The organism is Pseudomonas sp. COW5 (assembly GCF_026240005.1).
GTDB lineage: Bacteria > Pseudomonadota > Gammaproteobacteria > Pseudomonadales > Pseudomonadaceae > Aquipseudomonas > Aquipseudomonas kribbensis.
Map to the genome: position 1 here is coordinate 3632607 of NZ_JAPHVP010000001.1, position 25928 is coordinate 3658534.

Here is a 25928-nt window from a genome sequence, read left to right on the forward strand (position 1 = left end):
GTTCGTTTTCACAGATTCTCGAAATGGGTCAGTACCGATGAGCGCTTGCCGATGTCGGCATGGGGCAGGGAGGGATCGTCGGCGTGGGTCAGTGACCGGTGTTCGGGCAGCTTCAAATGGGCTTTTTCGAATTCGCGAAAACCCGGTGTCGCCCTTGAGTAGTGGAAGTGGGCGTACCACAGCAGTTTTGGTGGTGCCTGGGTCAGGTCACGGACTTCGTACTCCTGCAGATAATCGATGCGACCGTCCTTGCGTTTGCCGAGGTTTTTCAAGGGGGCGATCTTGCGGATGTCCGCTGCGTTCTGTCCGATCAGATCGTCGAGCATGCCATCGGTTGGATGCTTGCTGCTCAGTGACTGACGGGTACGCATTTGTCGTCCGCGGATCCGCAGTTCGGTCGCTTTGCCACGCAGGGTGGCGATGAGCGGGTTCTGCCTGTCGATCTGCTCGATCCCCTGTGCCCGGCGTATCAGCTCGTCAGCCTCGCTGACCATCATGTGCTCCAGATCGACCGGGAGCATGTCCTGCCGGGCATGGGCATTTACCTTGACCTCGTACGCCGGCAATCGATCCAGACGGGTGCGTGCCTCTGCCACCAGTGCGCCCAGATCCCGCTCCATCGGCGACGGTGGTCGGGCAGGCGTGCTCAACAGGCGATATTTGCCGTTGCTGCCCTGTTCCCAGATCTCCTCGACACCGCCCTTGCCGGTCAGATGATAGCGGCGCGTCTGGGTGGTCGACTCCCAATGTTCGACACCGATCAGCAACTGATCGTCTTCGGTGGTGAAGATCTTTTTGTTGCTGCGCCCCGTGGGTGCGACAACCGTCGGCAGCTCCAGGGTCTTGCGGGCGCGTTCGGCCATTTTCTCGATACCGGCCAGCAGGGCCGGGACGTCATCCATGTAAAAGTGTTGGGAGTAGCTGGCCGTCCATACGGTCATGGCTCGCCGAAACTGCGCATAAGTGTCGAGGCAGTCCTGCAGGATCTGGTTGCGCTGGCCCCGGGTGGCGCCGGCCTCCGGCAGGCTGAACTGTGTGTAGAGGGCCCGATCCATCCTGGCGCGCAGCTCCCGTGCCTGGTTTTGCAGAAAATGCCAGGACACTTCGCCGAGGTTGTCGTAGCACTGGACGATTTCCAGAAGACTGCCGGTCTTGAGGTAGAGCAGGTTACTGTCGCTCAGGCGTCTGTTCAGACCCTCGACTTCTGCTCGCATTTGCGCTTTGTCCCGAGGAAGGCTGATGCGCTCGTACCAGTGGTTGAGATCGCGCATCAAGCCTTCGATCTCTTCGGTTCTTTGCAGCGTTTCCAGGCGCAATTCGCGAATTTTCCGGTGAAGGGAGATGTGTTCGCCGGGCAAGTTTCCCGGCAACTCGGTCAGACGTTCGATCAGTGGGTCGATCCGGTCCAGCAGCGGGCTGACCTGATGGTTGACGTGATGAACGCGCAATTGGAGACGATCAGCCACCTTCCACGCATCGAGGCTCATGCATTCGATGACCTTGCGTCGTTTGTTGCCATGGGTCAGGGGCAGCAGATCGGTCAGCAGTCGGTACCGACGGCTGGCTATCTCGATATCGCCGATGCAGGCTGTATCGGCGGCGGCTCGCAAGCCCGGACGCTGGTCGCGGGGAGCATTGTTGTAGCGAGTAATAGCTGCGTGACTCTCGGCGAATCGGGCGTCGATTTGTCGTGCGAGGTCATCGGTCATCTCGGTCAACTGCTGCTGGCGGCGAAACACCCGGTCGGCCCACCAGCGTGGCAGGCGTTGCCGGATGCTCATGGGCCAGACCGGATCCAGTGCATCGGCGAGGTGTCCGGCCACGTTGCCACCTCCGGCTCCGCCGCCGTCGAATGTCGTTCCGTACACCCCGAAATGAGTGTCCCAGTTTCCAGCCTCATCGAGGGCGATGGGTTGCTTGTAGGTTTTCTGCGAGTTGCCTGCCAGGCGCCAGCCTCGTGAGTCCTTGCTCAGCTCCACCTGATAGATCTGTCCCTGACGCACAACGAAATCGCCGTCGGCATGTCGGTAGACGTTGCGAAACAGCCCTGCACTGGCCGGTTGCAGGCCGCTCAGGAAAACCGGCTGCTGGTGCTCGTAGCCAGCGAATCGTGCCCTCAAGTGTCTTGCCTCTCGCCCGTCGGTTGCCTGCAACGCAGCGGGGCTGCTGGCCAGTTTGCGCAATTGACGAGTGCTGGTCAGCGAAGCGGCGCCGCTCCCTGCGCCTACCGTGGGCAGGATATCCATCGCAGCGTCGATCAGCGCCAACAGCAACGCTTCGATTTCGGCCAGCCCGTCACCCGCAGCGCCGCGCAAAAAAGCCGCCACGGCCTGATTGGCGCTGTTCCAGGCGTCGTACAGGCCTATGGCCGTACCGACAAACGGCACGAGTCCCAAGGCCATTTTGATGCAGGTAAACAGATGCGAGCCGCTCCGCGCAGCACGCTCCATGTACAAGTCGGCATTGGAGCGAGAGGTGCTGCGATGGGCCTGGATCAGTCGCCCCATTTGCGCATCGAGCAAGTGCGCGGCCAGGGAGGTCGTGGCCGGCCAGCGTTCGCCCACTCCGATCAAGGTGTCGAAGTGCTTGAGCACGGCCTGACCTATACGGTGCTCGTGGGCCTGTGCGTCGCCCTCCACAGCCCGACCGGCCAGCCAGCGCGACCATTTTTCCTCCACGCACAGGCTGAACAGCGCCTTGCGCGCCGCTTCCAGACTGTCATAACGACGCAGGGATTGCCCATCGGGGCTGTCGGTCAGGTACAGCAACGTCGCTCCACTGACTTGTTCCTGGATGAAGCTCACACCGGACAGCGTGACCGGACCTTCGTTTGGCGTGTCCTTGCCGCCAGAGGCGAGCAGAGCGGGCAACAAGACGATGTGCCGGTTGTTCGCACGCCAGGCAAAGGGTGTGTCGGCATCGATGGCGGTCTCGAGAATTTGCAGATCCTGCGCGCCGATACGGTTTTGCAGACGAGCGCATTCGCCCTGCAGCCTGAGCATCAATCGCCAAGGCTCCAGCAAGCATTCGCGGCGATGATCGTTGACGAACGGCAGGTCATCGTTCGAGCCCATGAACACCTTGCGAATCAGGGTTTCGTAGGCCTTGGGCAGATCCAGTTCCGGCAGGGTCTTGCGCAGATAGTCCTTTGTGATGCCGGTGGTCAGGATCTGACGTTCTTTCTCGTCGCCAGCACTCACTTGCACGGTCATGAAGCTCATGCGCAGCAGCAGCGGTTCCAGGCTCATCGACGGCGTATTGTCGATGTTGTGTTGAGCCAGGTCTTCGAGGGACATCATGCTGCGCGCCTTGCCCGGAACCAGTTCGAGCTTCTGGGGTGTACCAGGCGCTCCGGGCGCACTGATCGTATGCCTTTCCATGGCGACCGAGTCAGGCAGGTCCAGTCGAACGGCGAAGTGACCTTTGACCGAAAAGTCCCTGCGCAGGCGCGCATGCAAGTGCTGTCGGGTGAAATCCTCACGGGGTGGCAGGGCCGTCGACATCAATGTCTGGCTCTGTTGCATGGCCTTGATGTACGCCTCGATCTGCCACCTGAGTCTGCTTCGGTCAGCACCGGGCAGATCGCTCAACCAGCCCGGCAGGCGGGCAGCCATGGAGGTGCTGGTGCGTTGCTCGCGCAAATGGCTGGCGGCCAGACGCAGAGCTGCGTTTACGGGGACTTGCAGTGCAGACCGGTATTGCAGGCGCACGGCTTCCAGTTGTTCGGCCTGCTGCGCCGAGGGTGACTGCGCGAGTCGCTGACGGATCGTGCCCACTCGCTCCTCGAAGTCGTGGGTTACCTGATTCAGGGCATGTTGCAGGGGATCGCCGCAGATTCGCTTCAGGTGCAGAGTCAGCACCGTGTCCTGTTCCTGAATCTTGAACAGCTCACGCTCCAGTTCGCGACGGTTATCGAACTGTCGCAGGCCGCCCCCGCTTCCGGGCCAGTACAGCAACAGGCCGTACAGCGCGGCCGGCTCCGACAGAACCCTCGGATGAGTGATGACCAAAGGACCGCCGAGCGTCTGTTCTCGGGTCGATGAACCTGACTGCTCGTGCATCGCGAGCGAGATTTCGGCCGCGCACTGGTCGGTTTTGCTGTCGCTGATGTTATTCAGTGCCGATTCGATTGCCCGCCATTGATCCTCACTCAATTGCCCAAGTATCTGCTGCAGCCCGGCTTCAGCGAGCAGAGCGGTCTTGTGTGCCTGATGAAGCACGGTGAACTCGCGATTGAACGTGACGGTGTCCAGTACCCGTTCACGGTAGATCAGTGCCTGAGCGGCCACATCCGCCATCCGCTCGGCCTCTTCCATGCGCCGGAGTAAAACGTCGAGCGTTCGTTGCCCTTCTTCGCCGGCCTGGTTCGCCCGGTTTTGCAGCGCGTTCTGTTGTCGCAGCAGTGTTGTCTGACGCACTCCCCAGGGGATGTCAGCGAACAGTGCGCCAAACAGAGGGGACTCATCCTCAGGCAACGAAGGCAACGAAGGCATCGGCGTCGGCAAGGGGGGAGGTAACGCCAGTGCTCCGGCGATGCTGTGCTGGCGATCCACACGATCGGCCGGAACCAGTGCCCGGATTCCCTGTTCAACCAGATCCAGCGAGCTGTCCGGACTCTGGCGCAAGGCGCTGAGTCGAGCCTCCTGCATCCGGCTTAGCCACTCACTCATGCCACAGCTCAATGGCAGGGTGCCGCTGCTGTATTCAAAGTGAATCCTTGAGGCGGACAATTCCTGCTGAACAAGCGGCTGGGCACGCAGCCATGACTCCATGTCGCTGCGGTTGGCGAAAGACTGCAAGGACACCGACCTATGCGGCAAGTACAGTAATTGCCGCGCAGATTGCCGCTCGCCGACACTGATCACCCACGCGCCGGGCAAACGGCTCCGGCATTGGTTGTCGAACACCAGTTCCAGTCGCTCACCGTGTATCGGTTGATTCTCCAGACGCGGTTCAGGGGAGGTGTCGTCCATCAGCCGCCACAATGGCTGTAACTGATCCTCGGTCAGGGAGCGCTGAGCCAGAGCGACTTGCGCCGCTGCTTCGAGATGCGCGAGGTACAACCTGCCGGCGTGCTCGCGGCGCGAGTGTGGCGTACCGGGGGCGCGCGCAGCCCAATACGAGTTCCAGCGCCGGTCGAGTTCTTTCGACGGATCGAGTCTCTTGATTCGGGTCAGCAGTTGCTGTGGGGGGAGGGCATTCAGCAGATGGTTTGCGTCCAGACCGACCACTTCTGCATGGCGGTCCAGTGTCATGTCAGGTCGGTTTCTTTGATAGATAAACGCAAGGATCGATGCAAAACCGACAAATTGTTCAGGGTGGGCATCTGTTGCCGAGAAGCGCAGGCCCGCATCCGGCTCTCCCAGATCCAGTTCGCGCTCGAGCAGATCAGTCAGGGAGGCACGGATGGAAGGCACACCGGCCAACAACTCGCGCAACGCCTGACTGGCGTTGCGTGAACGTGTCGTGGCGTCATGCAGCAGGGCGCTGTCAATGTTCTGCGGCAAGGGCTGAGATGCCGGCCAGACCTGCGGCGCCGGCGGGATGTGTTCGGAAAAAATGCTTTCGGACATGGTCAACAGGTTCGCGAGGGGAGCAGGAGATCCGCTCCATCTGCCGATCATTGAAAGGAGAAAACCACAGGCGACGGCGTTACATAGTTATCGCGATCGCCCATGACCGCTCGGCACTCTTCATCAAACTGTCATCGAACTGTGGCAGCGCGCTTGAACAAACTTCATCAGACTCGCGCTCTACTGGGGTTCTGCGTTTCGGTGTTTTTCATGTTCAAGGGAATTTTTGCAATCGCGGCGTTGTTGGCCGCGGTTTTTTTCGTGCCGGCGTCTTCTGCGGCGTCGCGTTGTGATGTCAATGTTCCGACCGAACGGGTCGATCTGGCACAGGTGAGCCTGGCGTACCAGAGCATCGGTCGTGCGTCGGATCCGGCATTACTATTGGTGATGGGGCTGGGCGGGCAGTTGATCCACTGGCCGGACGAAGTGGTGGTCGCCCTGTGTCAGCAGGGTTTCCGGGTGATCCGCTATGACAACCGCGATGTCGGTCTGTCGACCTGGCGCCAGGCACCGGCCGAGGCCAACCTGACGTTTGAAGTGTTGCGCTACAAACTCGGCCTGCCGGTGGCGGCGCCTTACAGCCTGACCGACATGGCCGACGATGCGCTGGGCCTGATGGACGCGTTGCACGTCGAGCAATTCCACGTGCTCGGCGCGAGCATGGGCGGGATGATCGCCCAGCACCTGGCGGCCATGGCGCCGCAGCGGGTCGAGAGCCTGACGCTGATCATGACCAGCTCCGGCGCCGAAGGCCTGCCGGCACCGAGCGCGGCACTGGTGCAATTGCTGTCCCGGCGCGGCGCGCCCAATCGCGAAGTGGCGCTGGAACAACAGGCGGATTTGCTGGCAGCGCTGGGCAGTCCGATGGTTACCGATGATCGTCAGATGCTGTTGCATCAGGCGGCGGTGGCCTATGACCGGGCGTTCAACCCCGAAGGTGTGAAACGCCAGATCATGGCGATCCTGGCCGAGCCAAGCCGCGTGGCGTTGCTCAACCAGTTGCGGGTACCGACGCTGGTGGTGCACGGCACCGCCGATCCGTTGCTGCCGGTGATGCACGGCGTACACCTGGCGGCGCACATTCGCGGCAGCCAGTTGAAGCTGATTCCGGGCCTGGCCCATCGTTTTCAGGAGGCGTTCAAGGCGCCATTGCTGGCGGCGGTGTTGCCGTATTTGCAGCAGCACCGTGAAGACACTTCGCACTGGGCGCAGATCGAACCGGTGGGCGAGCGCAACCTGCTCTAGCGGGTGTATCGTGCAGGTCTTTGACCCCGATTGAACGCGCGAGGTGTGTCATGAGTTCTGCCCTGAAAATCGATTTTGTCAGCGACGTGTCCTGCCCGTGGTGCGTCGTCGGTCTGTACGGTTTGTTGCGGGCGCTGGAGATTCTGCGCGACGAGGTGCAGGCCGAGATCCGTTTCCAGCCGTTCGAGCTGAACCCGAAGATGGGCGCCGAAGGGCAGAACATCGGCGAGCATATCCAGGAAAAATACGGCTCGACCCCGGAGCAGTCACAGAAGAACCGTGAAGTGATCCGCGCCCGTGGCGCCGATGTCGGTTTCGCCTTCCGCACCGATTCCAACAGCCGCATCTACAACACCTTCGATGCGCATCGGCTGCTGCATTGGGCGGGCGAGGAGGGCTTGCAGTTGCCGTTGAAAGAGGCGCTGTTCAAGGCGTATTTCACCGATGGCGGCAACCCGTCCGATCATGGACAACTGGCACAGATTGCCGAAAGCGTGGGGCTGGACCGACAGCGTGCCGAGGCGATTCTGGCGTCCGACGAGTTCGCCAATGACGTGCGCAAGGAAGAACAATTGTGGCTGTCGCGGGGCGTGAGTTCGGTGCCGACCGTGGTGTTCAACGGCCAATACGCGGTAACTGGCGGGCAGCCGGTGGACACCTTTGTCGGGGCGATCCGGCAGATCATGAGCGAGGCGAAGGGCGGCACGGTGAATTGAGGCCGCGCGGTTCCCGGGCAAGGCCCGGGAACCCTGATCAGCGGACGATCTTGTCGACGTGAATCCCCAGTTTCTTCAGGCGATACCAGAAGCTGCGCTCGGAAATCCCGATCAGTTGCGCCGCCGCAGCCTGCACGCCGTTGCTCTGGGCCAGCGCGGCGAGGATGTAGGCTTTTTCCACTTCTGCCAGGGCCGCTTCCAGGTCGGCCGGCACGCTGCCTTCGGCGACCAGCGCTCCCGGCTGGGTCGGTTGTGAGGCAAACAGATAGGCCGGCAAGTCCTGTTCTTCAATCTCCGCGCCGGACGCCACAATGGTCGCGCGTTCGACGCAGTTCTGCAGTTCACGAATGTTCCCCGGCCACGAATAACGGGCCATGGCCTGCAACGCTTCGGCACTGAAACCGCTGAAGCGCTTGCCCGCCGCAGCGCCCAGGGTGTGGGCGAAATGCCGGGCCAACGGCGCAATGTCTTCGACCCGCTCACGCAAGGCCGGCAACGGAATCGGGAACACGTTGAGGCGGTAATACAGGTCTTCGCGAAATTCCTTGTTGGCCACCGCGTCCAGCAGGTTCTTGTTGGTCGCGGCGATGACCCGCACATCGACCTTGCGCTCGCGTGGATCGCCCACCGGTTCGATGATGCGTTCCTGCAGGGCGCGGAGGATTTTCGCCTGCAGCGCCAAAGGCATTTCGCCGATTTCATCGAGAAACAGCGTGCCCTTGTCCGCTTGCTGAAAACGCCCGACCCGATCCGCCACCGCACCGGTGAACGCGCCTTTGCGGTGGCCGAACATTTCACTTTCCAGCAGCCCTTCCGGGATCGCCGCGCAGTTGACCGCGACAAACGGCTTGTCGGCGCGGTTGCCGTGCTTGTGGATGGCCCGGGCGACCATTTCCTTGCCGGTGCCGCTTTCGCCGGTCAGCAGGATGGTGGCGTTGCTTTCGCGCACCGAATCGATCGCGCTCAGGACCCGGCGAAAGCTCGGGCTGTCGCCCACCAGGCTGTCGATCTGCTGGTGTTCGTCGAGTTCGGCGCGCATGCGCAGGTTGTCTTTGAGGATGTCGCGAAACTGCAGGGCCTTGCTGACGGTGATGTCCAGCTCATCGATGTCGAAGGGTTTGGCGATGTAATCGAAGGCGCCGTTGCGCATCGACTGCACGGCATTCTTCACCGTGCTGTAGGCGGTCATCACGATCACCGGCAACTGCGGGTAGCGGTTCTTGATTTCCGCCAGCAGTTGCGGGCCGTCCATGCCGGGCATGCGCCAGTCGCTGATCACCAGATCGATGTCCTCGGACTCCAGCACCTTGAGCGCGTGCAGGCCGTTGCCGGCGGTGAACACCGCAATGTCGTTCTGACTCAGGGCCGATGCCAGCAGGTCGCAGAGCTTGGGCTCGTCGTCCACCACCAGTACGTTATGCGTCATCGCTGTCCTCGTCGAAATCTTCACCGTTGGCCGGAATGTACAGGCTGAAGGTGGCTCCGGCATCTTTTTCGCTGACGCATTCGATGCGCCCGTCATGGTTTTCCATGATCGAGAAGACTTTGGCCAGACCGAGCCCGGTGCCGGACGCCTTGGTGGTGACGAACGGTGTGAAAATCCGTTCGAGCATGTCCGCTTCGATGCCCTGGCCAGTGTCGCTGATGCTGATGACCGTGTTGTGTTGATCGCTGTGGATGCCCAGGGTCAGACGGCCGCCGTCGGGCATGGCGTCGATGGCATTGACGATCAGGTTCAGGCCCGCCTGTTTGAGTTGCCGGGCATCGGCGTACAGGGTCGCACCCGGCGCGCGGTCTTCGATTTGCACATCGATGTTGTGGCTGGCCAGCTCCGGGGCACAGAAGCCCACCAGTTCATCCACCAGTGGCCGTGCCAGTTGGGTCGAGCGCAGCGGTGCGCTGGGCTTGGCGAAATCGAGAAATTCGGTGATCAGGTCATTGATGCGGCTGACTTCACTGACCACGTATTCCAGATGACGCTTGTCGGTCTCCGGCAGGTCCGCACGTCGGTGCAGCAGCTGCGTGGCGGTCTTGATGATGCCCAGCGGGTTGCGGATTTCATGGGCCAGGCCCATCGCCACTTCGCCCAGCGCATGCAGGCGGTCGCGGCGCCGCAGTTGCGACTCCAGATGCTGCAACTCGCCGAGGCGTTCGCTCATGTGGTTGAAGATGCTGCTCAGTTCCGCCAGTTCATCGCCGCCGGTGACCGGCAGGCGCTGGCGGTAATCCCCGGCAATTACCGCTTGTACACCTTTGGCCAGACCGCGCAGCGGCTTGGTCATGCGCTCCGACACCAGCCAGCCCACCGCCAGCGAAGCCGCCGAGCTGAGGATGAAAATCAGGATGAACAGGTTGCTCTGGTTGACCAGCCCGACCAGCGTGGTGTGGCGCAGCAGGCCGCTGAACACCACGCCTTGCAGTTCGCCGTTTTCGTTGAGAATCGGTCGGTAGATGCCGCTGTAGCGTTTGGTCGACTGCTCGATCGGCAGCTTGGTACTGCGTAGCTGGTCCTCGATTTTCGCGGGCACGATCGCCGGGTGATCTTCAAAGCGCTGGGTGGAAAAAATCTCGGAGAAGTCGGCGTCCCTGGCCAGATACAGCCGCAGGTCCAGGGAATGCACGTCGGCGACGCTGGTGAGGAAACTGTTATCGAGGTAGGTCACCACGATCAGCTTGTAGTCAGTGCCGTCCTGCTCGCTCTCGAAGGTCGACACCACGGCGCCGGTCGCCACTCCGCCGACCTGCAGGGTTTGCAGTACGGCTTTGGGCGCGGTGCTGATCTGCCGCACGATGTCATCGGCGGCGGTGCTGAACACCACTTTGTGATCGCTGTTGCGCACCAGTGCGACCACATCGATGCCCATGGAGTCGGCGATGTCGGCGGTGAGTTTGTCGCGCCGGGCCGACTGGCGGTCCGTGGGTGGCCGGGTGTAGCGCAGGAACAACTGCGCGATCCGGGCATTGTCGCGCACGATCTCGCGGATCTCGTCCTCGACGATCTTGGTCGATTCCTGCAGCCAGATCCGCACGTTGCTGTCGAAAATCTGCGACAGGGTGGTGGCCGCCAGTTCCGCGGCGATCATGGTCGGAATCACGCTGACCAGCCAGAACGCCAGCACCAGTTTGCGTTGCAGGCTCCAGCCGGAGAGGGCGAAGGGTCGGGCGGTGGCGCGTCGGTCTTTGCTCATCATGCTCGCTTATTGTTGTTCGCTTATCGCAGTCGCCATGGCCGGATCGGTACGGTCCGGGCGGATGAAAATTTTCACCAGCCGCAGCAGGTGATTGAGTACAGGGTGGCGATGGCGGAAAAACACCGTATTGCCGATGAACGAACAGCCCAGGCGCAGCTTACTGGCATAACCGGCCTGGCCGCACGCGTAGATCGGAATCCGGTGTTCAATACAGTAGCCGACATTCGCCAGCCAGCTGCGCATGTACAGTTTGTGCTCGCGGGTGCGGGCCAGGTCGTGGGCGAAGAACTTGTCCACCAGCCGCTGTTCGTCCAGCAGCACCAGATTGAACGCCACCAGCTCATCGTCCACCCAGTACAAAACGCAGGCGGCACGTTCGTCGAGGTGTTCCAGCACCTGGCGGAAATACGCAGCCGGCAGGCATTCGAAGGTCAGGTCGCTGCGCGCCAGGGTCGCTTCGTAAAGCCGCATCATGGTCGGCAGCAGGTCGTCCACCGAACGTCGCCATTCGATGCGCGGGCCCGAACCGCGCAGGGTCCGGCGCAGGTCCTTGCGGGTGGATTTGCCCAGGGTGCCGAGGTAAGCGTCGACCGAGGCGAACTTGATCGGCAGCTCGGCACCGGGCAACCCCGGCATGCTTTGCAAACCGGCCTCGCGACAGGCCTGGAGCCATTGCGGGTTGCGGTGGGAAGCATCCTTGACCGCCAGCAGGCCGACGCCGGCCTGGTCCGCGTCCTCGCGGGCCAGGTGCAGCAGGCGTGCGAACAGTGACGGCAAACGTGCCGGATCGAGCGACGGGTGCGTGCCGACATGGCACTGCTCGGCCACCGGCGAGCCGAGGGCATACAGACGAATGTCGAACAGCCCCGGCCAGCAACTGCGCAGCCATTGGCTCAAGCGCTTGCCGGTGCCCTGCAGAGTGGTGTCGAGCGAATAAGCCGTGGTGAAGGCCACGACGGCCGCAATCAGTCGGTCGTCTTCAAACAGCGCCAGATAGCGCCAGTGAAAGCCGTCGATGCCGGCCTGTTCCACGGCGCGATAGTAGGCCCAGTCTTCGAGCTCCTCGGGAAAGCAGGCATTCCACGCGTCGCGATCAATCGCTTCGATGGTTGAAAAGGCTTGGGCCGTGATCACGTCGTTTCCTTAACCGGCATGGCAGGTCGTTTTGCAGGCGCTTCACGCTCGCTGCCGGTATTCCTCGGTTGGCAGGGAATGAGCGGAGGGCGCAAGGTCGGTGCGGTGGTTGTTGATGAACTGCACGCTCAATTCCACGACGCGTCGGTACTGCAGGTCGACGGTGATCATGTGATAACAGTCGTCCAGCAGAATCTTCACCACTTCGCCGCCGAGCTTGCGTTCCACGTAGTCGGCATTCCAGCGGCTGGTGATGTCGTCCTCGATGGAATGCAGCACCAGCGCCGGCACGGTGATCGAAGGCATGCGCTTGCGCACCACGGCGTTCATCCGGTGCAGTTCGCGCACGGTCACGCCTTCCATGGTCAACAGGCCGGCCTCACTGCTGTGGCCTTCCTTCATCTGCCGTTCGACGATGGCCCGCAGGCGCTCGTTCTTGATGCCGTAGGGCGGTTTCTCTTCGAACTTGCAGATGTGCACGCCGAACGGGATTTTCATCAGCAACGGCGTGAGGAACGCCAGTTTGTGGATGCTCCAGCCGTCGTACTTCAAAGTCGTGGAATACATCAGTAATCCGGCGACCTGACCCGGGTGTTCGGACGCCACGTACATCGACATCACCGCACCCATCGACAGACCGCCGACGAATACCTTGCTGTGCTGACGGCGAATGCCGACGAAGGTCTTGCGCACGCCTTCGTACCAGTCGCGCCAGCCGGTGGCTTGCAGGTCGGCATTGCCGCCGCAGTGCCCGGCCAGGGTCGGCACGTACACCGTGCAACCGGCCTTGGCCAGTCCCACGGCGACCCGACGCAACTCCGTCGGGGTGCCGGTGAGGCCGTGGATCAACAGCACCGCGACCTCCCCTGTGCCGAGAACGAAACCGGCGTCGCCTTCGCCCAGATCGATCCCGGCCGCGTTCATCGTTTCATCGCCCGGGCCAGCAGACGGTCGAGCAGGGCGATGCCCAGGTCGATTTCCGGGTAGCTGATTTCCAGCGATGGCGCGAGGGTGATCACGTTCTTGTAGTAACCGCCCACGTCGAGGATCAGGCCCAGTTTGCGGCCGTCGATCTCGATGTCGCCTTTCATGCCTTCCTCGACCATGAAGTCCAGGGTGGCCTTGTCCGGGGTGAAGCCGTCCGGGGCGCAGATTTCGCAACGCAGGGCCAGGCCCAGGCCATCGACGTCGCCGATGATCGGGTAGCGTTTCTGCAGGTCCTGCAGGCCTTCGAGGAAGTATTTGCCCTTGGCCATGACCATCGCGCCGTAGTCGACTTCGCTGGTCATCTTGAACATTTCCAGGCCCACGGCGGTGCCCAGCGGGTTGGAGGCGAAGGTGGAGTGGGTCGAACCTGGCGGGAAGACTTTCGGGTTGATCAGTTCTTCCTTGGCCCAGATGCCGCCCAGCGGGTTGAGGCCGTTGGTCAGCGCCTTGCCGAAGACGATCACGTCCGGTTTGACGTCGAAGTGCTCGATCGACCACAGCTTGCCGGTGCGATAGAAGCCCATCTGGATTTCGTCGACCACCATCAGGATGCCGTGCTGGTCCAGCACATGCTTGAGTTCGCTGTAGAAGTTCATCGGCGGAATCACGTAGCCGCCGGTGCCCTGGATCGGCTCGACGTAGAACGCGGCGTATTCACTGGCACCGACTTTCGGATCCCAGACACCGTTGTATTCGGTCTCGAACAGACGGGCGAACTGCTGCACGCAGTGGCTGCCGTATTCTTCCTTGGTCATGCCTTTCGGGCCACGGAAGTGGTACGGGAATGGAATGAAATTGGCGCGCTCGCCGAAGTGGCCGTAGCGGCGGCGATAGCGGTAGCTGGAAGTGATCGACGAAGCGCCGAGGGTACGACCGTGGTAACCACCCTCGAAGGCGAACATCAGGCTCTTGCCGTTGCTGGCGTTACGCACGACTTTCAGCGAGTCCTCGATGGACTGCGAACCGCCGACGTTGAAGTGCACGCGACCGTCGAGGCCGAACTTCTTCTTGGCGTCCACGGCGATCATTTCCGACAGCTCGATCTTGCCTTTGTGCAGGTACTGGCTGGCGATCTGCGGCAGGGTGTCGATCTGTTGTTTCAGCGCGTTGTTCAGGCGCGGGTTGGCGTAACCGAAGTTGACCGCCGAGTACCACATTTGCAGGTCGAGGTAGGCCTGGTCTTCGGTGTCCCAGACGTAGGAGCCTTCGCAGCGGCTGAAGATGCGCGGCGGTTCGATGTAGTGAACGGTGTCGCCGTAGGAGCAGTACTTGGCTTCTTTTTCCAGAAGGATCTGGTCTTCCTGGGTAGCGATTCGAATATCAGACATGGTGGAAGAGTTCCTGGGTTTCGGTATTGAAGGTGTCGGAGTTGAAAGCGGTGGCGTTGGCGGCGCTGGCCTTTGGCAGCAGGGCCAGCAGCGCCGGGAGTTCGGCGAAGCTGTCGAAGCGGGCGTAAGGGATCGCGTTGCGTTCGCAGTACTCGGCGAGGCGACCCTTGGCGAAGACGAAGTCGGCGGTGGACGACACGCACATGTCGGACTGGCCGTCGCCGATCACCAGCACGCGCTTGTTGCCCGGCGTGGATTTGCATTTGCAGTTGCCGGACGCTGCGCGGCAGGCGTCGCTGGAATGCGGAAAGTCGATGCGCCAGCTTTCGTGATCGAGCTGTCGCAGGCGGTTGGCTAGGATCGGCAGCAGGGTCACGTAGTTGCGCGAAAGGATCCGCGCGATGCCTTGCTCGATGCCGTCGCTGACCACTTCGAAGGAAGCGCCCAGGCCGATGGCGTGGTCGACGAAGTCGGGGAAGTCCGGATCGATCTCGATGCTGTCGAAGAATTCCAGCAATTGGCCGGGCGTGGCCTTGACCAGCGAGAGCTGGCGGCTGAGGCATTCACGGGAACCGATTTCACCGGCCAGCCACTGGTTTTCGATCGTTTCCCAACTCGGGTCGGCGAAGCGTTCGAGGATGCTGTCGATCACGTCGGTGCGGGTGATGGTCCCGTCGAAATCACACACGATATGCCAGTCAATCATCTGCATTACCTATTGGTCAGAGCGCGTTGTGTGCGCTTGCCGAGGGGTAGAGCAGGGACTGTGCCAAGTGCCATCAGCCCCTTGCCGGCGGGGCTTATGAGGTGCTTTTGTAATTCGAAGCTACAATTTTTGTAGCTTGCTACAAACAACATGAGTGCTTGCGCGGTGGGTGGCATCCGGGGATTGATGCGCGCATGTTCAATTAAAGGAATGGCCTCATGATGAGGAAGACACTGTTTTTATTCGCAGCGCTGGGCGCTTTCTCAACCAGCGCCATTGCGGACGGGATTACCGGGGAGGCGGGCGTGGGCCTGGGTTATCAGCCCCATGACCCGAGTGGCAGCCGTTATGAAACCCGGCCGATACCGTATCTGGATCTGGACTGGGGCGACGTCAGCCTCAGTACCGACGACGGCCTGACCTGGAGCGCCTTGAAGACCAACGGCTTCAGCGCCGGCCCTTATGTGAATTACCTGCCGGGCCGCACCTCCAACGGCGAACTGCGCGGCTTGCGCGATGTGCCGGACATGGCCGAGGCCGGTGGTTTCGTGCAGTACGCGCCGGCCGACTTCTGGCGGGTGTTCGCCTCCGTTGGCCAGGCCATCGGCGGTAATGGCGGGCAGGGCGGCGTGCTCGGTCGGGTCGGCGGCGAGATCGGTTATCCGCTGGGTGGCGGCGTGATCGGCAGCAGCAATCTGACCGCGCATTTCGCCAACGCCCGGCAGAACAACACCTTCTTCGGTGTCAGCGACAAGGAAGCCCAGGCGTCCGGCATCCGTGCCTACAACGCTGGCGGCGGTCTGCAGAACATCGCGCTGACCCAGAGCTTCGAGTTCCCGCTTGGCCCGCAATGGTCGCTGGTGACCAGCGCCAGCTGGATTCACCTGACCGGTTCGGCCGCCGACAGCAGCATCGTCAAAAGCGTCGGCGACACCAATCAGGGCGAGGTGCAGATGGCGATCGCCTATAAATTCAAGTAAGCCCGACGGGAACTGGTCTGGCCTTTGCAGACAGCCGTGACGAACCCATTGTTTCAGGATGTTCTTCATGGCTCGCCCTGCTTACCGTTTGCTGGCCCATTCGTTGTGGGACCTGATTCCCGTGGCCCTCGGCCTGGCCCATTTCGCCTTTGTGGTATGGCTGGTCCTGGCCTTCCATGCGTTGTCCTGGTGGGCACTGCTGCCGCTGGCGTTTTTGTATGCGGTGAGCCTGTCATGGAGCATCAACAGCATTTCCCACAACCAGATCCACAATGCCTATTTCACCCCGGCGTGGCTCAATCGCGCCTTTGACCTGTTGCTGTCGGTGACCATCGGTTTCTCCCAGACTCTCTACCGCGATATCCACAACCGCCATCACCGGGGCAACTCGGACCGGCCGGGGGCGGATGGCAAGACCATCGATCCGTTGTCGATCTACCAGCGCGGCAAGGATGGTCAGCCCGAGAATCCGTGGGCCTACACCTTTCTGAGTTTCTTTCGCGACGACCCCAAGCCGATCTACGACGAGATGCAGCGCAAACGTCCCGCCGATGCGCGTTGGGTCAAGGTGGAGATCGGTGTGACAGTGGCGTTCTATCTGGGGCTGGCGATCTGTGACTGGCGGGCGGTGCTGGTGTTGCTGCCGTTCTGGTACCTGGGGCAGGCGCTGTCTTCGCTCAACGGTTACTACGAGCATCTCGGCGGCAACCCGGATTCGCCCATCGCCTGGGGTGTCAGCGCCTACAGCCCGCTCTACAACCTGTTGTGGATGAACAACGGCTACCACGCCGAGCATCACTACCGGCCGAAAATGCACTGGACCCGGGTCAAGGCGTTTCACCGGGAAATCGCCGGGCAGCAGCGAGAGGCGGGGGTGAAGGATATTCCGGTGGCCCACGGCCTCGGATTTCTGGTGGCGCATCGCAAGGATTGAACCGTAAAAAATGTGGGAGCCCGCAGGCTCCCACGACCGTTCACCTCAGTTTTCCTCGCCCTCGGCCAGCAGCGCAATGCCGCCCATGATCACGGCCACGCCCACCCAGTGCAGCAGGCTGATCTCTTCACCAAGGCCCAGCCACGACCCCAGCAGTACACCGACGAACACCAGCGAACTGAGCGGAAATGCCAGCGACAGGCTGCTGCGCCGCAGAATCAGCATCCAGACAAAGAACGCGCCGATGTAGCAGGCAATTGCCACCAGCACTCCCGGCGCCTGGGCGACGCTGAGCAGCCATTGCAGGGTGAAGTCCATCTGCCCCAGTTGATCGCCGCCGACCTTGGTCGCGATCTGCCCGCCACTTTCCAGAATGATCAGCAACGCCCAAAGCACCACGGTGCCGAGGCGGCCGTGCAGCCAATCCATCGAGCCATTCCTTTTGAGTATCAGTTGAGAGTCAGGCATGGCCGACACACACGAGCATCACGCCCGCCGTAATCACCAGAGTGCCCATCCAGCGCCGTCGGCTGACGGTTTCACCGAGAAACACCTTGCCGGCCAGCACCACGCCGCAATAGGCCAGTGCGGCGGCAGGGAACAACAGGCTCAGCGGTGCCCGGGACAGGGCTTCGAGCCAGACAAAAAACTCGATCACGTAGGCGCCGATCCCGCACCACAACAGCGGTGCGTTGAACACCTGACCCCAGAACGCACCGAGACGAAAACCGCCTTCCAGTTCCGGCAAACGGTCCAGGCCGAGCTTGAAGCAGAGCTGGCCGATCACGTCGAGCACGATGGAAAACGCCACCAGCAGAATCACGGTCAAGGTCATGGGAACAGCTCCTCGAACAACTCGATCAGCGCCTGATTGGTCGCCGAGTTGCGCAGCAGATCGGTCTCGCTCCAGCGCTCGGCCGGCGGCTGGTCGGACTTGGCTTCCCAGCGTTTGAACGCGTTGCTGAAGGCCGGGCGGGCGAACTCGCCGCAGATGTCGATGCCGATCACGCGCTTGCTGGCGGCGAGGCTGCGGATGGCCTGAAGCAAATGGCTCAGGCGCATCTGGCCCTGATCCCAATTGGTCGCGGCGTCTTCGCTGGCCAGCACGTCCTTGTCGATGGTGATCCACACGGCCTGGGTCGGAAGGCTGGCGATCATCCGCTCGAGAAACGCCGACCAGTCCTGATCGGCCAGGTTGTTCCAGTGCAGCAGGTTCTCCTGTTGCTGATGGCCGGCGCCGTCTCCGACCCGGCCCCAGACTTTCGACGGCGGGTGCTGCCACGGGAACAACTGCAACACCCCACGTTTCAGGGCGCCGAGATTACCACCCTTGATCTGCGGATTTTGCAGATCGTCACTGCACGGCCCGAGGGTGACGATGCGTTCGATGTTCGGCAGTTTCAGGGCCTGATTGACCCACGAACCGCAATGCCGGCGGGGCGCGAAGTGCACCCAGTCAGGATGATTATCGAAATGGATCAGGCTTACCGGCTCCGGCAAGTCAGTCAGGAAGGCCGGGGTCAGATGGTGATAGTCGCCGGAGCCGACGAAAAAAATTTCCGGCGTCGGGCCGCTGTGCCGGGGCCACTCACTCAAGCGTTCGGCAAAACGGCGGAAGGTGCGTTCGCTGGACCAGAGCCGCAGTTTCGGGCCGAGGTCGAGCAGGTCCAGGCGCCGGGCACGGCCGCTGTCGAGCAGCCGCGCGATGGACGCCTGAGCGGTCAGGCTGTGGTCGAGATCTAAAATATTCAAGGTCGCAATTCACCCTTGGCAGACCCTCCCAGACACCGGCCTCATCGAACATGAGCGCCGGCCGGGCGGGCTTTCGGGGGTAAATGCAAGGGACGGGCCAGCCCCTCTCCCGCACGGCAGCTCAGGCGTGCAGACGGACCCAGACGCTGACCAGCACCGTTGCCGCCATCAGCCATGCCACCGCGGCGACGGCCAGCGAAGCTTCGAGACGCATCCGGTCCACCATCACGTACAGCGTCGCCAGATAAACGAAGTAGGGAATGATCGACCACATGCCAAACACGATGGTGGTCTTCAGGTCATCGACCGAGCGGCCCTTGCCGACGATGTAGTGGGCGATCAGGGCGAAGGTCGGAAACAGCGGCACCAGACCGGCGATGTAATAGTTTTTGGTCTTGGCCAGCATGGCGAGGATCACCACCACCGCCGCACCCAGAAAGGCTTTGAAAATCAGATCCACATCGTTCTCGCTTAATGGCTCAGGCCGTATTTTTTCACTTTGTCGAACAGCGTGGTCTTGGCCATGCCCAGCTCCAGGCTGGCCTGGGTCAGGTTGCCGCCGCTACGCTGCAGGGCATCGCTGAGCAGGTTGCGCTCGAAGGCTTCCACCGCTTCGGCGAACGCCAGGCCCTGGCCGCCGCTGCCGGCGCCGGACTTCTTGAACGCCGGCAAACCGAGGGCGAAGCGTTCGGCGACGTTGCGCAATTCGCGCACGTTGCCCGGCCAGTCGTGGCTCATCAGGCTGGACAGGGTCTGGTTGTCCAGCTCCGGCAGCGCGCGGTCGAAGCGCAGGGCCGATTGCTGGGTGAAGTGTTCGAACAGTTGCAGGATGTCTTCGCGGCGCTCGCGCAGGGGCGGCAGCTCAAGCGTCACCACGTTGAGGCGGTAGTACAAGTCGCTGCGAAATTCGCCGGCCTTGCTCGATTCGTCGAGGTCGGACTTGGTCGCTGCGATCACCCGGCAATCCACCGCTACGCTCTGGTTCGAGCCGAGGCGTTCGAGGGTGCGCTCCTGCAACACCCGCAGCAGTTTGATCTGCAACGGCAGCGGCATGCTTTCCACTTCATCGAGGAACAGCGTGCCGCCGTCGGCGTGTTCGATCTTGCCGATCCGCCGTTTGCCGGCGCCGGTGAAGGCGTTGGCCTCGTGGCCGAAGATTTCGCTTTCGAACAGGTTTTCCGGCAGACCGCCGCAGTTCAGCGCAACGAATTGTTTGGTGTGGCGGCGGCTGAAGTCGTGCAGGCACCGGGCGACCAGTTCCTTGCCGGTACCGGTTTCGCCTTCGATCAACACGTTGGCCGAGGTGTCGGCGACGTTGGCGATCAGTTCGCGCAGGTTCTGCATGGCCGGCGAGCGCCCGATGATCCGTCCTTCAAGGGAATCGCGCTCGGCCAGTTGCCGGCGCAGGGACGAGACTTCGCGGGCGAGGCTGCGTTGCTCCAGCGCACGCCGGGCCACGTCCACCAACCGCTCGGGGGAGAACGGTTTTTCCATGAAGTCGTAGGCGCCTTTCTGCATCGCGCCGACGGCCATGGAGATATCGCCGTGACCGGTGATCAGCACCACCGGCAGGCTGCGATCACGCTGTTTGAGGCGGGTCAGCAGCTCCAGGCCATCGATGCCGGGCAGGCGGATGTCGCTGATGACGATGCCGGCGAAATTGTCGCCGACCCGCTCCAGCGCTTCTTCGGCACTGCCGACGCCGATGCAGGGAATGTCTTCCAGGGTCAGTGCCTGCTGGCAGCCGAGCAGCACATGGGGATCGTCTTCGACGATCAGCACACTAAGGTCGTTGTTCATATTGGCTCGGCAGGAGTAGGGCTTACCAACGGTAAACTGAGGACGAAGGTGGTACCACCGCTGGCCGGGTGCTCGACACCCAGATGTCCGCCGGTGGCGGCGGCCAGGCTGGCGGAAAGGGTCAGGCCGAGGCCCAGACCCTGTTCGCCGGGTTTGGTGGTGAAGAACGGTTCGAACAGATGCTTGCGCGCTTCGGCGTCGATACCGTGACCGTTGTCGCGCACCCGCAGGCGATATTTGCCGTCGAACTCTTCACCTTCCAGCCACAGCTCCGGCAGCGGTTGCGCCTGCATGGCGTCGAGGGCGTTGCCGATCAGGTTGACCAGAATCTGTTCCAGGCGCGTCTGGTCGATCTGCACTTGCTCATCAATGAACTGACGATGCACTTGCAGCGCGGCTTTTTCGACACGGGCGCCGAGCACTTGCAGCGCCGCGTCCACCGCTTTGCCGAGGCTGGCGCGGCCCTTGTCGTCACCGCGCCGGGCGAACGAGCGCAGGCTGGCGGTGATCCGGCCCATGCGGTCGATCAGGTCGTTGATGGTCTTGAGGTTGGTGCTGGCGACGTCGAGCTGGCCGCGCTCCAGAAAGCGCACGGTATTGCCCGACAGCGTGCGCATCGCCGCCAGTGGCTGATTCAGTTCGTGAGCGATACTGGTGGACATCTGGCCGATGGCCGCAAGTTTGCCGGCCTGCACCAGTTCGTCCTGGGCCCGGCGCAGGGTTTCTTCGGCCTGACGGCGTTCGCGGATCTGACTCTTGAGCCGCTCGTTGCTGGCCCGCAGGTCGGCGGTGCGTTCGGTAATCCGACGCTCCAGCTGATTGTTGGCTTCCTGCAGGGCTTCCCGGGCGGCGAGGCGGGTGGCGATGACCTTGCGCCGTTCGTTCCAGGCAATCAGCAGGAACGCCACCAGCGCAAAGGCAACGGCCACCAGAATCCCCTGATTGATCGCCTCGCGGCGCAGGTCCTGCAGCGGCGTGAGCAGGGTGAAATTCCACGGCGTGTCGCTCAATGGCCGGGTCTGTGCCAGGTAACTGATGTTCTCTTCGTCGCGGTCCTGCTGCGGCAGGACTTCGCTGTTGGCCGGGAACGTGAGTTTTTCCACGCCTTCGGCCAGGGTTTCCCGGGCCAGCGGTTGCAATTCGTTGAGCGGGAACCAGTAGTACTGCAGGCTGCGGGCGAGTTTTTCCTTGGTCTCGTCGCTCAGCGGCACCACGGATTTCAAACGTCGGGCCGGGTCGCTGGAGAGAATGATGATGCCGTTCTCGTCACTGACGAAGGCTTCCAGGCGCGCCCGTTGCCAGCGCTCTTCCATGGCTTCCATGCGCACCTTGACCACCGCGACGCCGATGATCTTGCCGTGTTCTTCCAGGCCGTGGGCCAGGTAATAGCCGGGCTCGCCGTTGGTGCTGCCGATCCCGTAGAAGCGTCCGGGTTCGCCACGCACGGCTTTCTGGAAGTAGGCGCGGAAGGACAGGTCTTCGCCGAGGTAACTGTCGACGTCGCGCCAGTTGCTGGTGGCCATGACCCGGCCGGTGGTGTCCATGACATAGATGGCCCGACTGCGGCTGCGCCGGTTCAGGCCTTCCAGGTAATCGTTGACCGTTTGCCGGTGTTCCGGGGTCGGGTCGCCGAGCAACAGCGAAACGCTCGATTCGAGTTCCAGCAGGCTGGGCAGGTAGGTGTATTTGCTGATTTCGCTTTCGACGGCGCGGGCATTCAGTTCGAGCTGGCGCTGGCCGTTTTCGCTGAGGCTGCGAATGCCGAAGCGTTCACTGATCCAGAAGCCGGCGTAACCCAGTCCGACCATCAGGATGATGATCAGCGGCGGCAGGAACAAATGGCGGATCAGACGGGGTTTCACGGCAAGTGATGGCGTGGTTGCGCGATAGAGATTGGGGTCGCATTTCATCACAGATGCCTTGGGTCAACCACAACACAAATCTCAGGATCATCATCGATTCAATGTGGGAGCGGTGTGTGGTTTTAGTGCTGCAGGATTTTCTCGAGGAAATGCTGCGCGCGTTCGGAGCGCTGGCTGATGTCGCCGAAGAACTCTTCCTTCTTGCAGTCTTCGATGATCTTGCCGGCATCCATGAAGATCACGCGGTCGGCCACTTTGCGGGCGAAGCCCATTTCGTGGGTCACGCACATCATGGTCATGCCTTCGTGGGCCAGTTGCACCATCACGTCGAGCACCTCGTTGACCATTTCCGGGTCCAGCGCCGAGGTCGGTTCGTCGAACAGCATGACGATCGGGTCCATCGCCAGCGCACGGGCAATCGCCACACGCTGTTGCTGGCCGCCGGACAGTTGACCCGGGTGCTTGTGGGCGTGAGCCGACAGGCCGACGCGATCAAGCAGTTGCAGACCTTTCTTGGTCGCTTCTTCCTTGCTGCGGCCCAATACCTTGATCTGCGCGATGGTCAGGTTTTCGGTGATGGTCAGGTGCGGGAACAGTTCGAAATGCTGGAACACCATGCCGACGCGCGAACGCAGTTTCGGCAGGTTGGTCTTCGGATCGGCAATCGAGGTGCCGTCGACCACGATGTCGCCTTTCTGGAACGGCTCCAGCGCGTTGACGCACTTGATCAGGGTCGACTTGCCCGAACCGGACGGGCCGCAGACCACGATCACTTCACCTTTCTTGACCTCGGTGCTGCAATCGGTCAGCACCTGGAAGTCCCCATACCACTTGTTGATGTTCTTGATAGAGATCATACGGCGAACCTTTTTTGCAGACGCTTGACCAGCTGCGAGGCGGCAAAGCTGATGATGAAGTAGACGACACCGGCAAAGATCAGGAACTCATTGGAGCGTCCGATGATGTCGCCGCTGGAGCGGGCGGAGTTGAGGAAGTCCACCAGGCCCACGGTGTAGACCAGCGAGGTGTCCTGGAACAGGATGATGCTCTGTTGCAACAGCAACGGGGTCATCTTGCGGAACGCCTGGGGCAGGATGATCAGGCGCATCATCTGGCCGTAGGTCATGCCCAGTGCCTGGGCGGCACCCATCTGGCCCTTGGGAATCGACTGCACGCCGGCCCGGACGATTTCGCAGAAGTACGCCGCTTCGAACATCATGAAGGCCACGATGCACGAGGTGAACGCGCCGATCGGGGTGTCTTCGCCGGTGATCCAGCGCAGCACGAACGGCACCGCCAGGTAGAACCAGGTGATCACCAGCAGCAGCGGAATCGAGCGGAAATAGTTGACGTAGGCGCCGGCGAGGTTCGACAGCAGTTTGCTGTGGGACAGACGGCACAACGCAAGAATGGTACCGAGGATGATCCCGCCGACCACGCCCAGCGCCATCAGCTTGAGGGTCATCAGCATGCCGTTCCACAGGCCGGGAATGGCCGGGACGATGCCACTGAAATCGAATTCCATCATTTACCCCCCACGGAGATCAGGCCGGGCACGGAGACTTTCTTCTCGACCATGCGCATCAGCAGCATCAGGCTCATGTTCAGGGTGAAATAGATCAGGGTCGCCAGGGTGAAGGCTTCAAACAGGTTGGCCGAGAACTCGGCGGTCTGTTTGGTTTGCGCCAGCAGTTCCATCAGACCGATCAGCGAGGCCACGGAGGAGTTCTTGAACACGTTCAAAAATTCCGAGGTGAGCGGCGGAATGATGATCCGGTAGGCCTGGGGCAGCAGCACGTTCCAGTAGATCTGCGGCAGCTTGAAGCCCATGGCGCGGGCGGCGGATTCCTGGCCACGCGGCAGCGCCTGGATACCGGTGCGAACCTGTTCGCAGACCCGGGCGGCGGTGAACAGGCCCAGGCACACGACAACGCTCAGGTAGGCCGAGGTGGTCGGGTTCAGGTCCTGTTTGTACCAGTCCTGCAGGTTCTGCGGCAGCATGTCGGGTACCAGGAAGTACCAGATGAACAGCTGAACCAGCAGCGGCACGTTGCGGAACAGTTCGACGTAGCAGGTCGCGATGCCCGCCACGATGCGGTTCGGCACGGTGCGCATGATGCCCAGCAGCGAGCCCAGCAACAGGGCGATGATCCAGGCCACGACGGCGATGGCGATGGTCCAGCCCAGGCCGGAGATGAACCAGTCGAGATAGGTCTCGCTGCCCACGCCGGTGGACTTGAAGAACACGCCCCAGTCCCAGTTGTAATTCATTAGGGTCTCCCCTCGATTCGATCGATGTACAAGTGCCCGCCTGGGGAAGATCCTTTCCCGTCTGACGTTGAACGTCAGGCACACGCGATCGGCTCGAAAACCACCAGGTCGAGTGTTCCAGTTGAAACCAGCAGGTATTAACTGTCGCCCGAGGGAGGGTTGGCTCCCTCAGGTGACAAGGTTAGATCAGTGTCAGATTTTTACGTCTGGCGCAGGCTTGTCGCTCGGGTTGGCGATCAGCTCTTTAACCTTTTCGCTCATCGGGAAGTTCAGGTTCAGACCCTTCGGCGGGATCGGGCTCTCGAACCACTTGCTGTAGATCTTGTTGATCTCGCCGGACTTGTAGAGCGCGACGATGGCGTCGTCTACAGCCTTCTTGAAGGCCGGATCGTCTTTACGAACCATGCACGCGTAGGCTTCAAAGGACTGTGGAGTACCGGTGATGACCCAGTCGTCCGGCTTCTTGGCCTTGGCTTCTTCGCCGGCCAGCAGGGCGTCGTCCATCATGAAGGCGACGGCGCGGCCGCTTTCCAGCATCTGGAAGGATTCACCGTGGTCCTTGGCGGAGATGACGTTCATGCCCATCTGCTTGTCAGCGTTCATCGCCTTGATGATGCGCTCGGAGGTGGTGCCGGCGGTGGTCACGACGTTCTTGCCTTTCAGGTCGGCAAAGTCGGCGTAGGACGGCTTGCCTTCCTTGTCTTTCTTGACCAGCAGGCGGGTGCCGATTTCGAAGATGTTGACGGTGAAATCGACTTGCTGGGCGCGTTCGGCGTTGTTGGTGGTGGAGCCGCACTCGATGTCCACGGTGCCGTTCTGCACCAGCGGGATACGGGTTTGCGAGGTGACCAGGTTGTACTTGGCGTTCAGGTCAGGCTTGTTCAGGTCTTTTTTCAGGGCTTCAACGATAGCGACCTGAATGTCGTGGGAGTAGCCCACAGGTTTGCCCGAAGCATCGGCGATGTAGGAGAAGGGAATGGAGCTGTCACGATGCCCGAGGGTGATGGTGCCCGAGTCGTTGATCTTCTTAAGGGTGCCGGTGAGCTCGGCAGCGAAAACTGGTGTGCTGATCAGAGCGGCAGCAATGGCTGCGCCCAGGATATGGGGAACGATGCGCATCAAATTTTCCTCGACATTGTTTTTTTTATGGAGCCGGTTGAGCGGGCCCTTTTGTGCTTCGAATGCCTGACGGCTCCTGTTGTGCTGGCGCAACAGGCATTCGTCGAAGGAGTGTAGAGCATGAGTCGTGCCAGACCAGTTACAACAAGTTAACTGGTTGATTTTGCTGGTGATTAAAGTTTTGTGATGGTGTTTTTCAGCGTTTCTGATCCGGTTATCCGAACCGACCGACAGGTCGCGTTCGGAAAACCGAATGCCATAAGTCGGACCTCGTTTCAGCCTGAATGCAAAAAGCCCCTGAATCTCGCGATTCAGGGGCTTTTCGTTTTA

21 protein-coding genes are annotated in these 25928 nt (G+C 61.6%); 4 read left to right on the forward strand and 17 right to left on the reverse strand.

Going from position 1 to position 25928, the window contains the following annotated elements; all coding sequences use genetic code 11:
* Positions 1-8: 8 nt before the first annotated feature.
* Positions 9-5573 (reverse strand): DUF6543 domain-containing protein, encoded by a 5565-nt coding sequence (locus OQ248_RS16610; RefSeq protein WP_265813358.1) that lies wholly within the window; start codon positions 5571-5573, stop codon positions 9-11.
* Between the two features lie 210 nt (positions 5574-5783).
* Here OQ248_RS16610 and OQ248_RS16615 point away from each other — a divergent pair, with 210 nt between their 5' ends.
* A complete protein-coding gene (locus OQ248_RS16615; protein WP_085709459.1) occupies positions 5784-6818 on the forward strand; it encodes an alpha/beta hydrolase in 1035 nt (344 codons plus the stop codon).
* 50 nt (positions 6819-6868) lie between these two features.
* Complete coding sequence (locus OQ248_RS16620; protein ID WP_265813359.1) at positions 6869-7534, forward strand: DsbA family oxidoreductase; 666 nt, start codon at positions 6869-6871, stop codon at positions 7532-7534.
* A 37-nt stretch (positions 7535-7571) separates the two neighbouring features.
* Here the strand turns inward: OQ248_RS16620 and OQ248_RS16625 are convergent, their stop codons facing one another.
* Genes OQ248_RS16625 through OQ248_RS16650 form a run of 6 tightly spaced genes read right to left on the reverse strand, consistent with a single transcriptional unit; the run spans position 7572 to position 14880 of the window.
* Entirely contained in the window at positions 7572-8960 is a 1389-nt protein-coding gene (locus OQ248_RS16625; protein ID WP_119427767.1) for a sigma-54 dependent transcriptional regulator, read from the reverse strand.
* On the reverse strand, positions 8950-10725 hold the full coding sequence (locus OQ248_RS16630; RefSeq protein ID WP_114885259.1) for an ATP-binding protein: 1776 nt from the start codon (positions 10723-10725) through the stop codon (positions 8950-8952). Before OQ248_RS16630 ends, OQ248_RS16625 begins: the two co-directional genes overlap by 11 nt.
* Before the next feature lie 6 nt (positions 10726-10731).
* Complete coding sequence (locus tag OQ248_RS16635) at positions 10732-11859, reverse strand: GNAT family N-acetyltransferase (RefSeq protein ID WP_265813360.1); 1128 nt, start codon at positions 11857-11859, stop codon at positions 10732-10734.
* Positions 11860-11901: 42 nt separating this feature from the next.
* Positions 11902-12783, reverse strand: a complete 882-nt coding sequence (locus OQ248_RS16640) for an alpha/beta fold hydrolase (RefSeq protein WP_265813361.1) — start codon at positions 12781-12783, stop codon at positions 11902-11904.
* Positions 12780-14174 carry an aminotransferase class III-fold pyridoxal phosphate-dependent enzyme gene (locus tag OQ248_RS16645; protein WP_085709465.1) on the reverse strand — a complete coding sequence of 465 codons (1395 nt, stop codon included), beginning with the start codon at positions 14172-14174 and terminating at the stop codon, positions 12780-12782. Before OQ248_RS16645 ends, OQ248_RS16640 begins: the two co-directional genes overlap by 4 nt.
* Complete coding sequence (locus OQ248_RS16650) at positions 14167-14880, reverse strand: HAD-IB family phosphatase (protein ID WP_085709466.1); 714 nt, start codon at positions 14878-14880, stop codon at positions 14167-14169. The genes OQ248_RS16645 and OQ248_RS16650 overlap by 8 nt, the downstream gene beginning before the upstream one ends.
* A 218-nt stretch (positions 14881-15098) precedes the next feature.
* On the opposite strand from OQ248_RS16650, the gene OQ248_RS16655 reads away from it, so the two are divergent.
* A complete protein-coding gene (locus OQ248_RS16655; RefSeq protein WP_265813362.1) occupies positions 15099-15860 on the forward strand; it encodes a MipA/OmpV family protein in 762 nt (253 codons plus the stop codon).
* Between the two features lie 67 nt (positions 15861-15927).
* A complete protein-coding gene (locus OQ248_RS16660; RefSeq protein ID WP_265813363.1) occupies positions 15928-16794 on the forward strand; it encodes a fatty acid desaturase in 867 nt (288 codons plus the stop codon).
* Positions 16795-16839: 45 nt separating this feature from the next.
* Here OQ248_RS16660 and OQ248_RS16665 read toward each other — a convergent pair whose 3' ends face one another.
* The 10 genes from OQ248_RS16665 to OQ248_RS16710 form a co-directional block, all read right to left on the reverse strand.
* Positions 16840-17262, reverse strand: coding sequence for an EamA family transporter (locus OQ248_RS16665; RefSeq protein ID WP_085709469.1), 423 nt, complete (start codon positions 17260-17262; stop codon positions 16840-16842).
* Entirely contained in the window at positions 17255-17629 is a 375-nt protein-coding gene (locus tag OQ248_RS16670; protein WP_085709470.1) for an EamA family transporter, read from the reverse strand. The genes OQ248_RS16665 and OQ248_RS16670 overlap by 8 nt, the downstream gene beginning before the upstream one ends.
* The gene (locus OQ248_RS16675; protein ID WP_265813364.1) at positions 17626-18546 is read right to left on the reverse strand and encodes an arginase; all 921 of its coding nucleotides are present in this window, start codon (positions 18544-18546) and stop codon (positions 17626-17628) included. The genes OQ248_RS16670 and OQ248_RS16675 overlap by 4 nt, the downstream gene beginning before the upstream one ends.
* A gap of 121 nt (positions 18547-18667) precedes the next feature.
* A complete protein-coding gene (locus OQ248_RS16680; RefSeq protein ID WP_167443801.1) occupies positions 18668-18997 on the reverse strand; it encodes a GlpM family protein in 330 nt (109 codons plus the stop codon).
* Between the two features lie 20 nt (positions 18998-19017).
* A complete protein-coding gene (locus OQ248_RS16685) occupies positions 19018-20346 on the reverse strand; it encodes a sigma-54 dependent transcriptional regulator (RefSeq protein WP_085709473.1) in 1329 nt (442 codons plus the stop codon).
* Entirely contained in the window at positions 20343-22256 is a 1914-nt protein-coding gene (locus OQ248_RS16690; RefSeq protein ID WP_265813365.1) for an ATP-binding protein, read from the reverse strand. Before OQ248_RS16690 ends, OQ248_RS16685 begins: the two co-directional genes overlap by 4 nt.
* Before the next feature lie 74 nt (positions 22257-22330).
* Positions 22331-23065 carry an amino acid ABC transporter ATP-binding protein gene (locus tag OQ248_RS16695; RefSeq protein ID WP_085709475.1) on the reverse strand — a complete coding sequence of 245 codons (735 nt, stop codon included), beginning with the start codon at positions 23063-23065 and terminating at the stop codon, positions 22331-22333.
* Positions 23062-23733 (reverse strand): ABC transporter permease subunit, encoded by a 672-nt coding sequence (locus tag OQ248_RS16700; RefSeq protein ID WP_114885245.1) that lies wholly within the window; start codon positions 23731-23733, stop codon positions 23062-23064. The genes OQ248_RS16695 and OQ248_RS16700 overlap by 4 nt, the downstream gene beginning before the upstream one ends.
* Complete coding sequence (locus OQ248_RS16705; protein WP_085709477.1) at positions 23733-24479, reverse strand: amino acid ABC transporter permease; 747 nt, start codon at positions 24477-24479, stop codon at positions 23733-23735. The genes OQ248_RS16700 and OQ248_RS16705 overlap by 1 nt, the downstream gene beginning before the upstream one ends.
* A gap of 192 nt (positions 24480-24671) precedes the next feature.
* The gene (locus OQ248_RS16710; RefSeq protein ID WP_085709739.1) at positions 24672-25598 is read right to left on the reverse strand and encodes a glutamate/aspartate ABC transporter substrate-binding protein; all 927 of its coding nucleotides are present in this window, start codon (positions 25596-25598) and stop codon (positions 24672-24674) included.
* Positions 25599-25928 lie beyond the last annotated feature (330 nt).

Coding starts and splice junctions, on each gene's coding strand:
- OQ248_RS16610 (WP_265813358.1), bottom strand. CDS start 5,573: ATGTCCGAAAGCATTTTTTCCGAACACATCCCGCCGGCGCCGCAGGTC.
- OQ248_RS16615 (WP_085709459.1), top strand. CDS start 5,784: ATGTTCAAGGGAATTTTTGCAATCGCGGCGTTGTTGGCCGCGGTTTTT.
- OQ248_RS16620 (WP_265813359.1), top strand. CDS start 6,869: ATGAGTTCTGCCCTGAAAATCGATTTTGTCAGCGACGTGTCCTGCCCG.
- OQ248_RS16625 (WP_119427767.1), bottom strand. CDS start 8,960: ATGACGCATAACGTACTGGTGGTGGACGACGAGCCCAAGCTCTGCGAC.
- OQ248_RS16630 (WP_114885259.1), bottom strand. CDS start 10,725: ATGATGAGCAAAGACCGACGCGCCACCGCCCGACCCTTCGCCCTCTCC.
- OQ248_RS16640 (WP_265813361.1), bottom strand. CDS start 12,783: ATGAACGCGGCCGGGATCGATCTGGGCGAAGGCGACGCCGGTTTCGTT.
- OQ248_RS16645 (WP_085709465.1), bottom strand. CDS start 14,174: ATGTCTGATATTCGAATCGCTACCCAGGAAGACCAGATCCTTCTGGAA.
- OQ248_RS16650 (WP_085709466.1), bottom strand. CDS start 14,880: ATGATTGACTGGCATATCGTGTGTGATTTCGACGGGACCATCACCCGC.
- OQ248_RS16655 (WP_265813362.1), top strand. CDS start 15,099: ATGATGAGGAAGACACTGTTTTTATTCGCAGCGCTGGGCGCTTTCTCA.
- OQ248_RS16660 (WP_265813363.1), top strand. CDS start 15,928: ATGGCTCGCCCTGCTTACCGTTTGCTGGCCCATTCGTTGTGGGACCTG.
- OQ248_RS16665 (WP_085709469.1), bottom strand. CDS start 17,262: ATGCCTGACTCTCAACTGATACTCAAAAGGAATGGCTCGATGGATTGG.
- OQ248_RS16670 (WP_085709470.1), bottom strand. CDS start 17,629: ATGACCTTGACCGTGATTCTGCTGGTGGCGTTTTCCATCGTGCTCGAC.
- OQ248_RS16685 (WP_085709473.1), bottom strand. CDS start 20,346: ATGAACAACGACCTTAGTGTGCTGATCGTCGAAGACGATCCCCATGTG.
- OQ248_RS16690 (WP_265813365.1), bottom strand. CDS start 22,256: ATGAAATGCGACCCCAATCTCTATCGCGCAACCACGCCATCACTTGCC.
- OQ248_RS16695 (WP_085709475.1), bottom strand. CDS start 23,065: ATGATCTCTATCAAGAACATCAACAAGTGGTATGGGGACTTCCAGGTG.
- OQ248_RS16700 (WP_114885245.1), bottom strand. CDS start 23,733: ATGGAATTCGATTTCAGTGGCATCGTCCCGGCCATTCCCGGCCTGTGG.
- OQ248_RS16705 (WP_085709477.1), bottom strand. CDS start 24,479: ATGAATTACAACTGGGACTGGGGCGTGTTCTTCAAGTCCACCGGCGTG.
- OQ248_RS16710 (WP_085709739.1), bottom strand. CDS start 25,598: ATGCGCATCGTTCCCCATATCCTGGGCGCAGCCATTGCTGCCGCTCTG.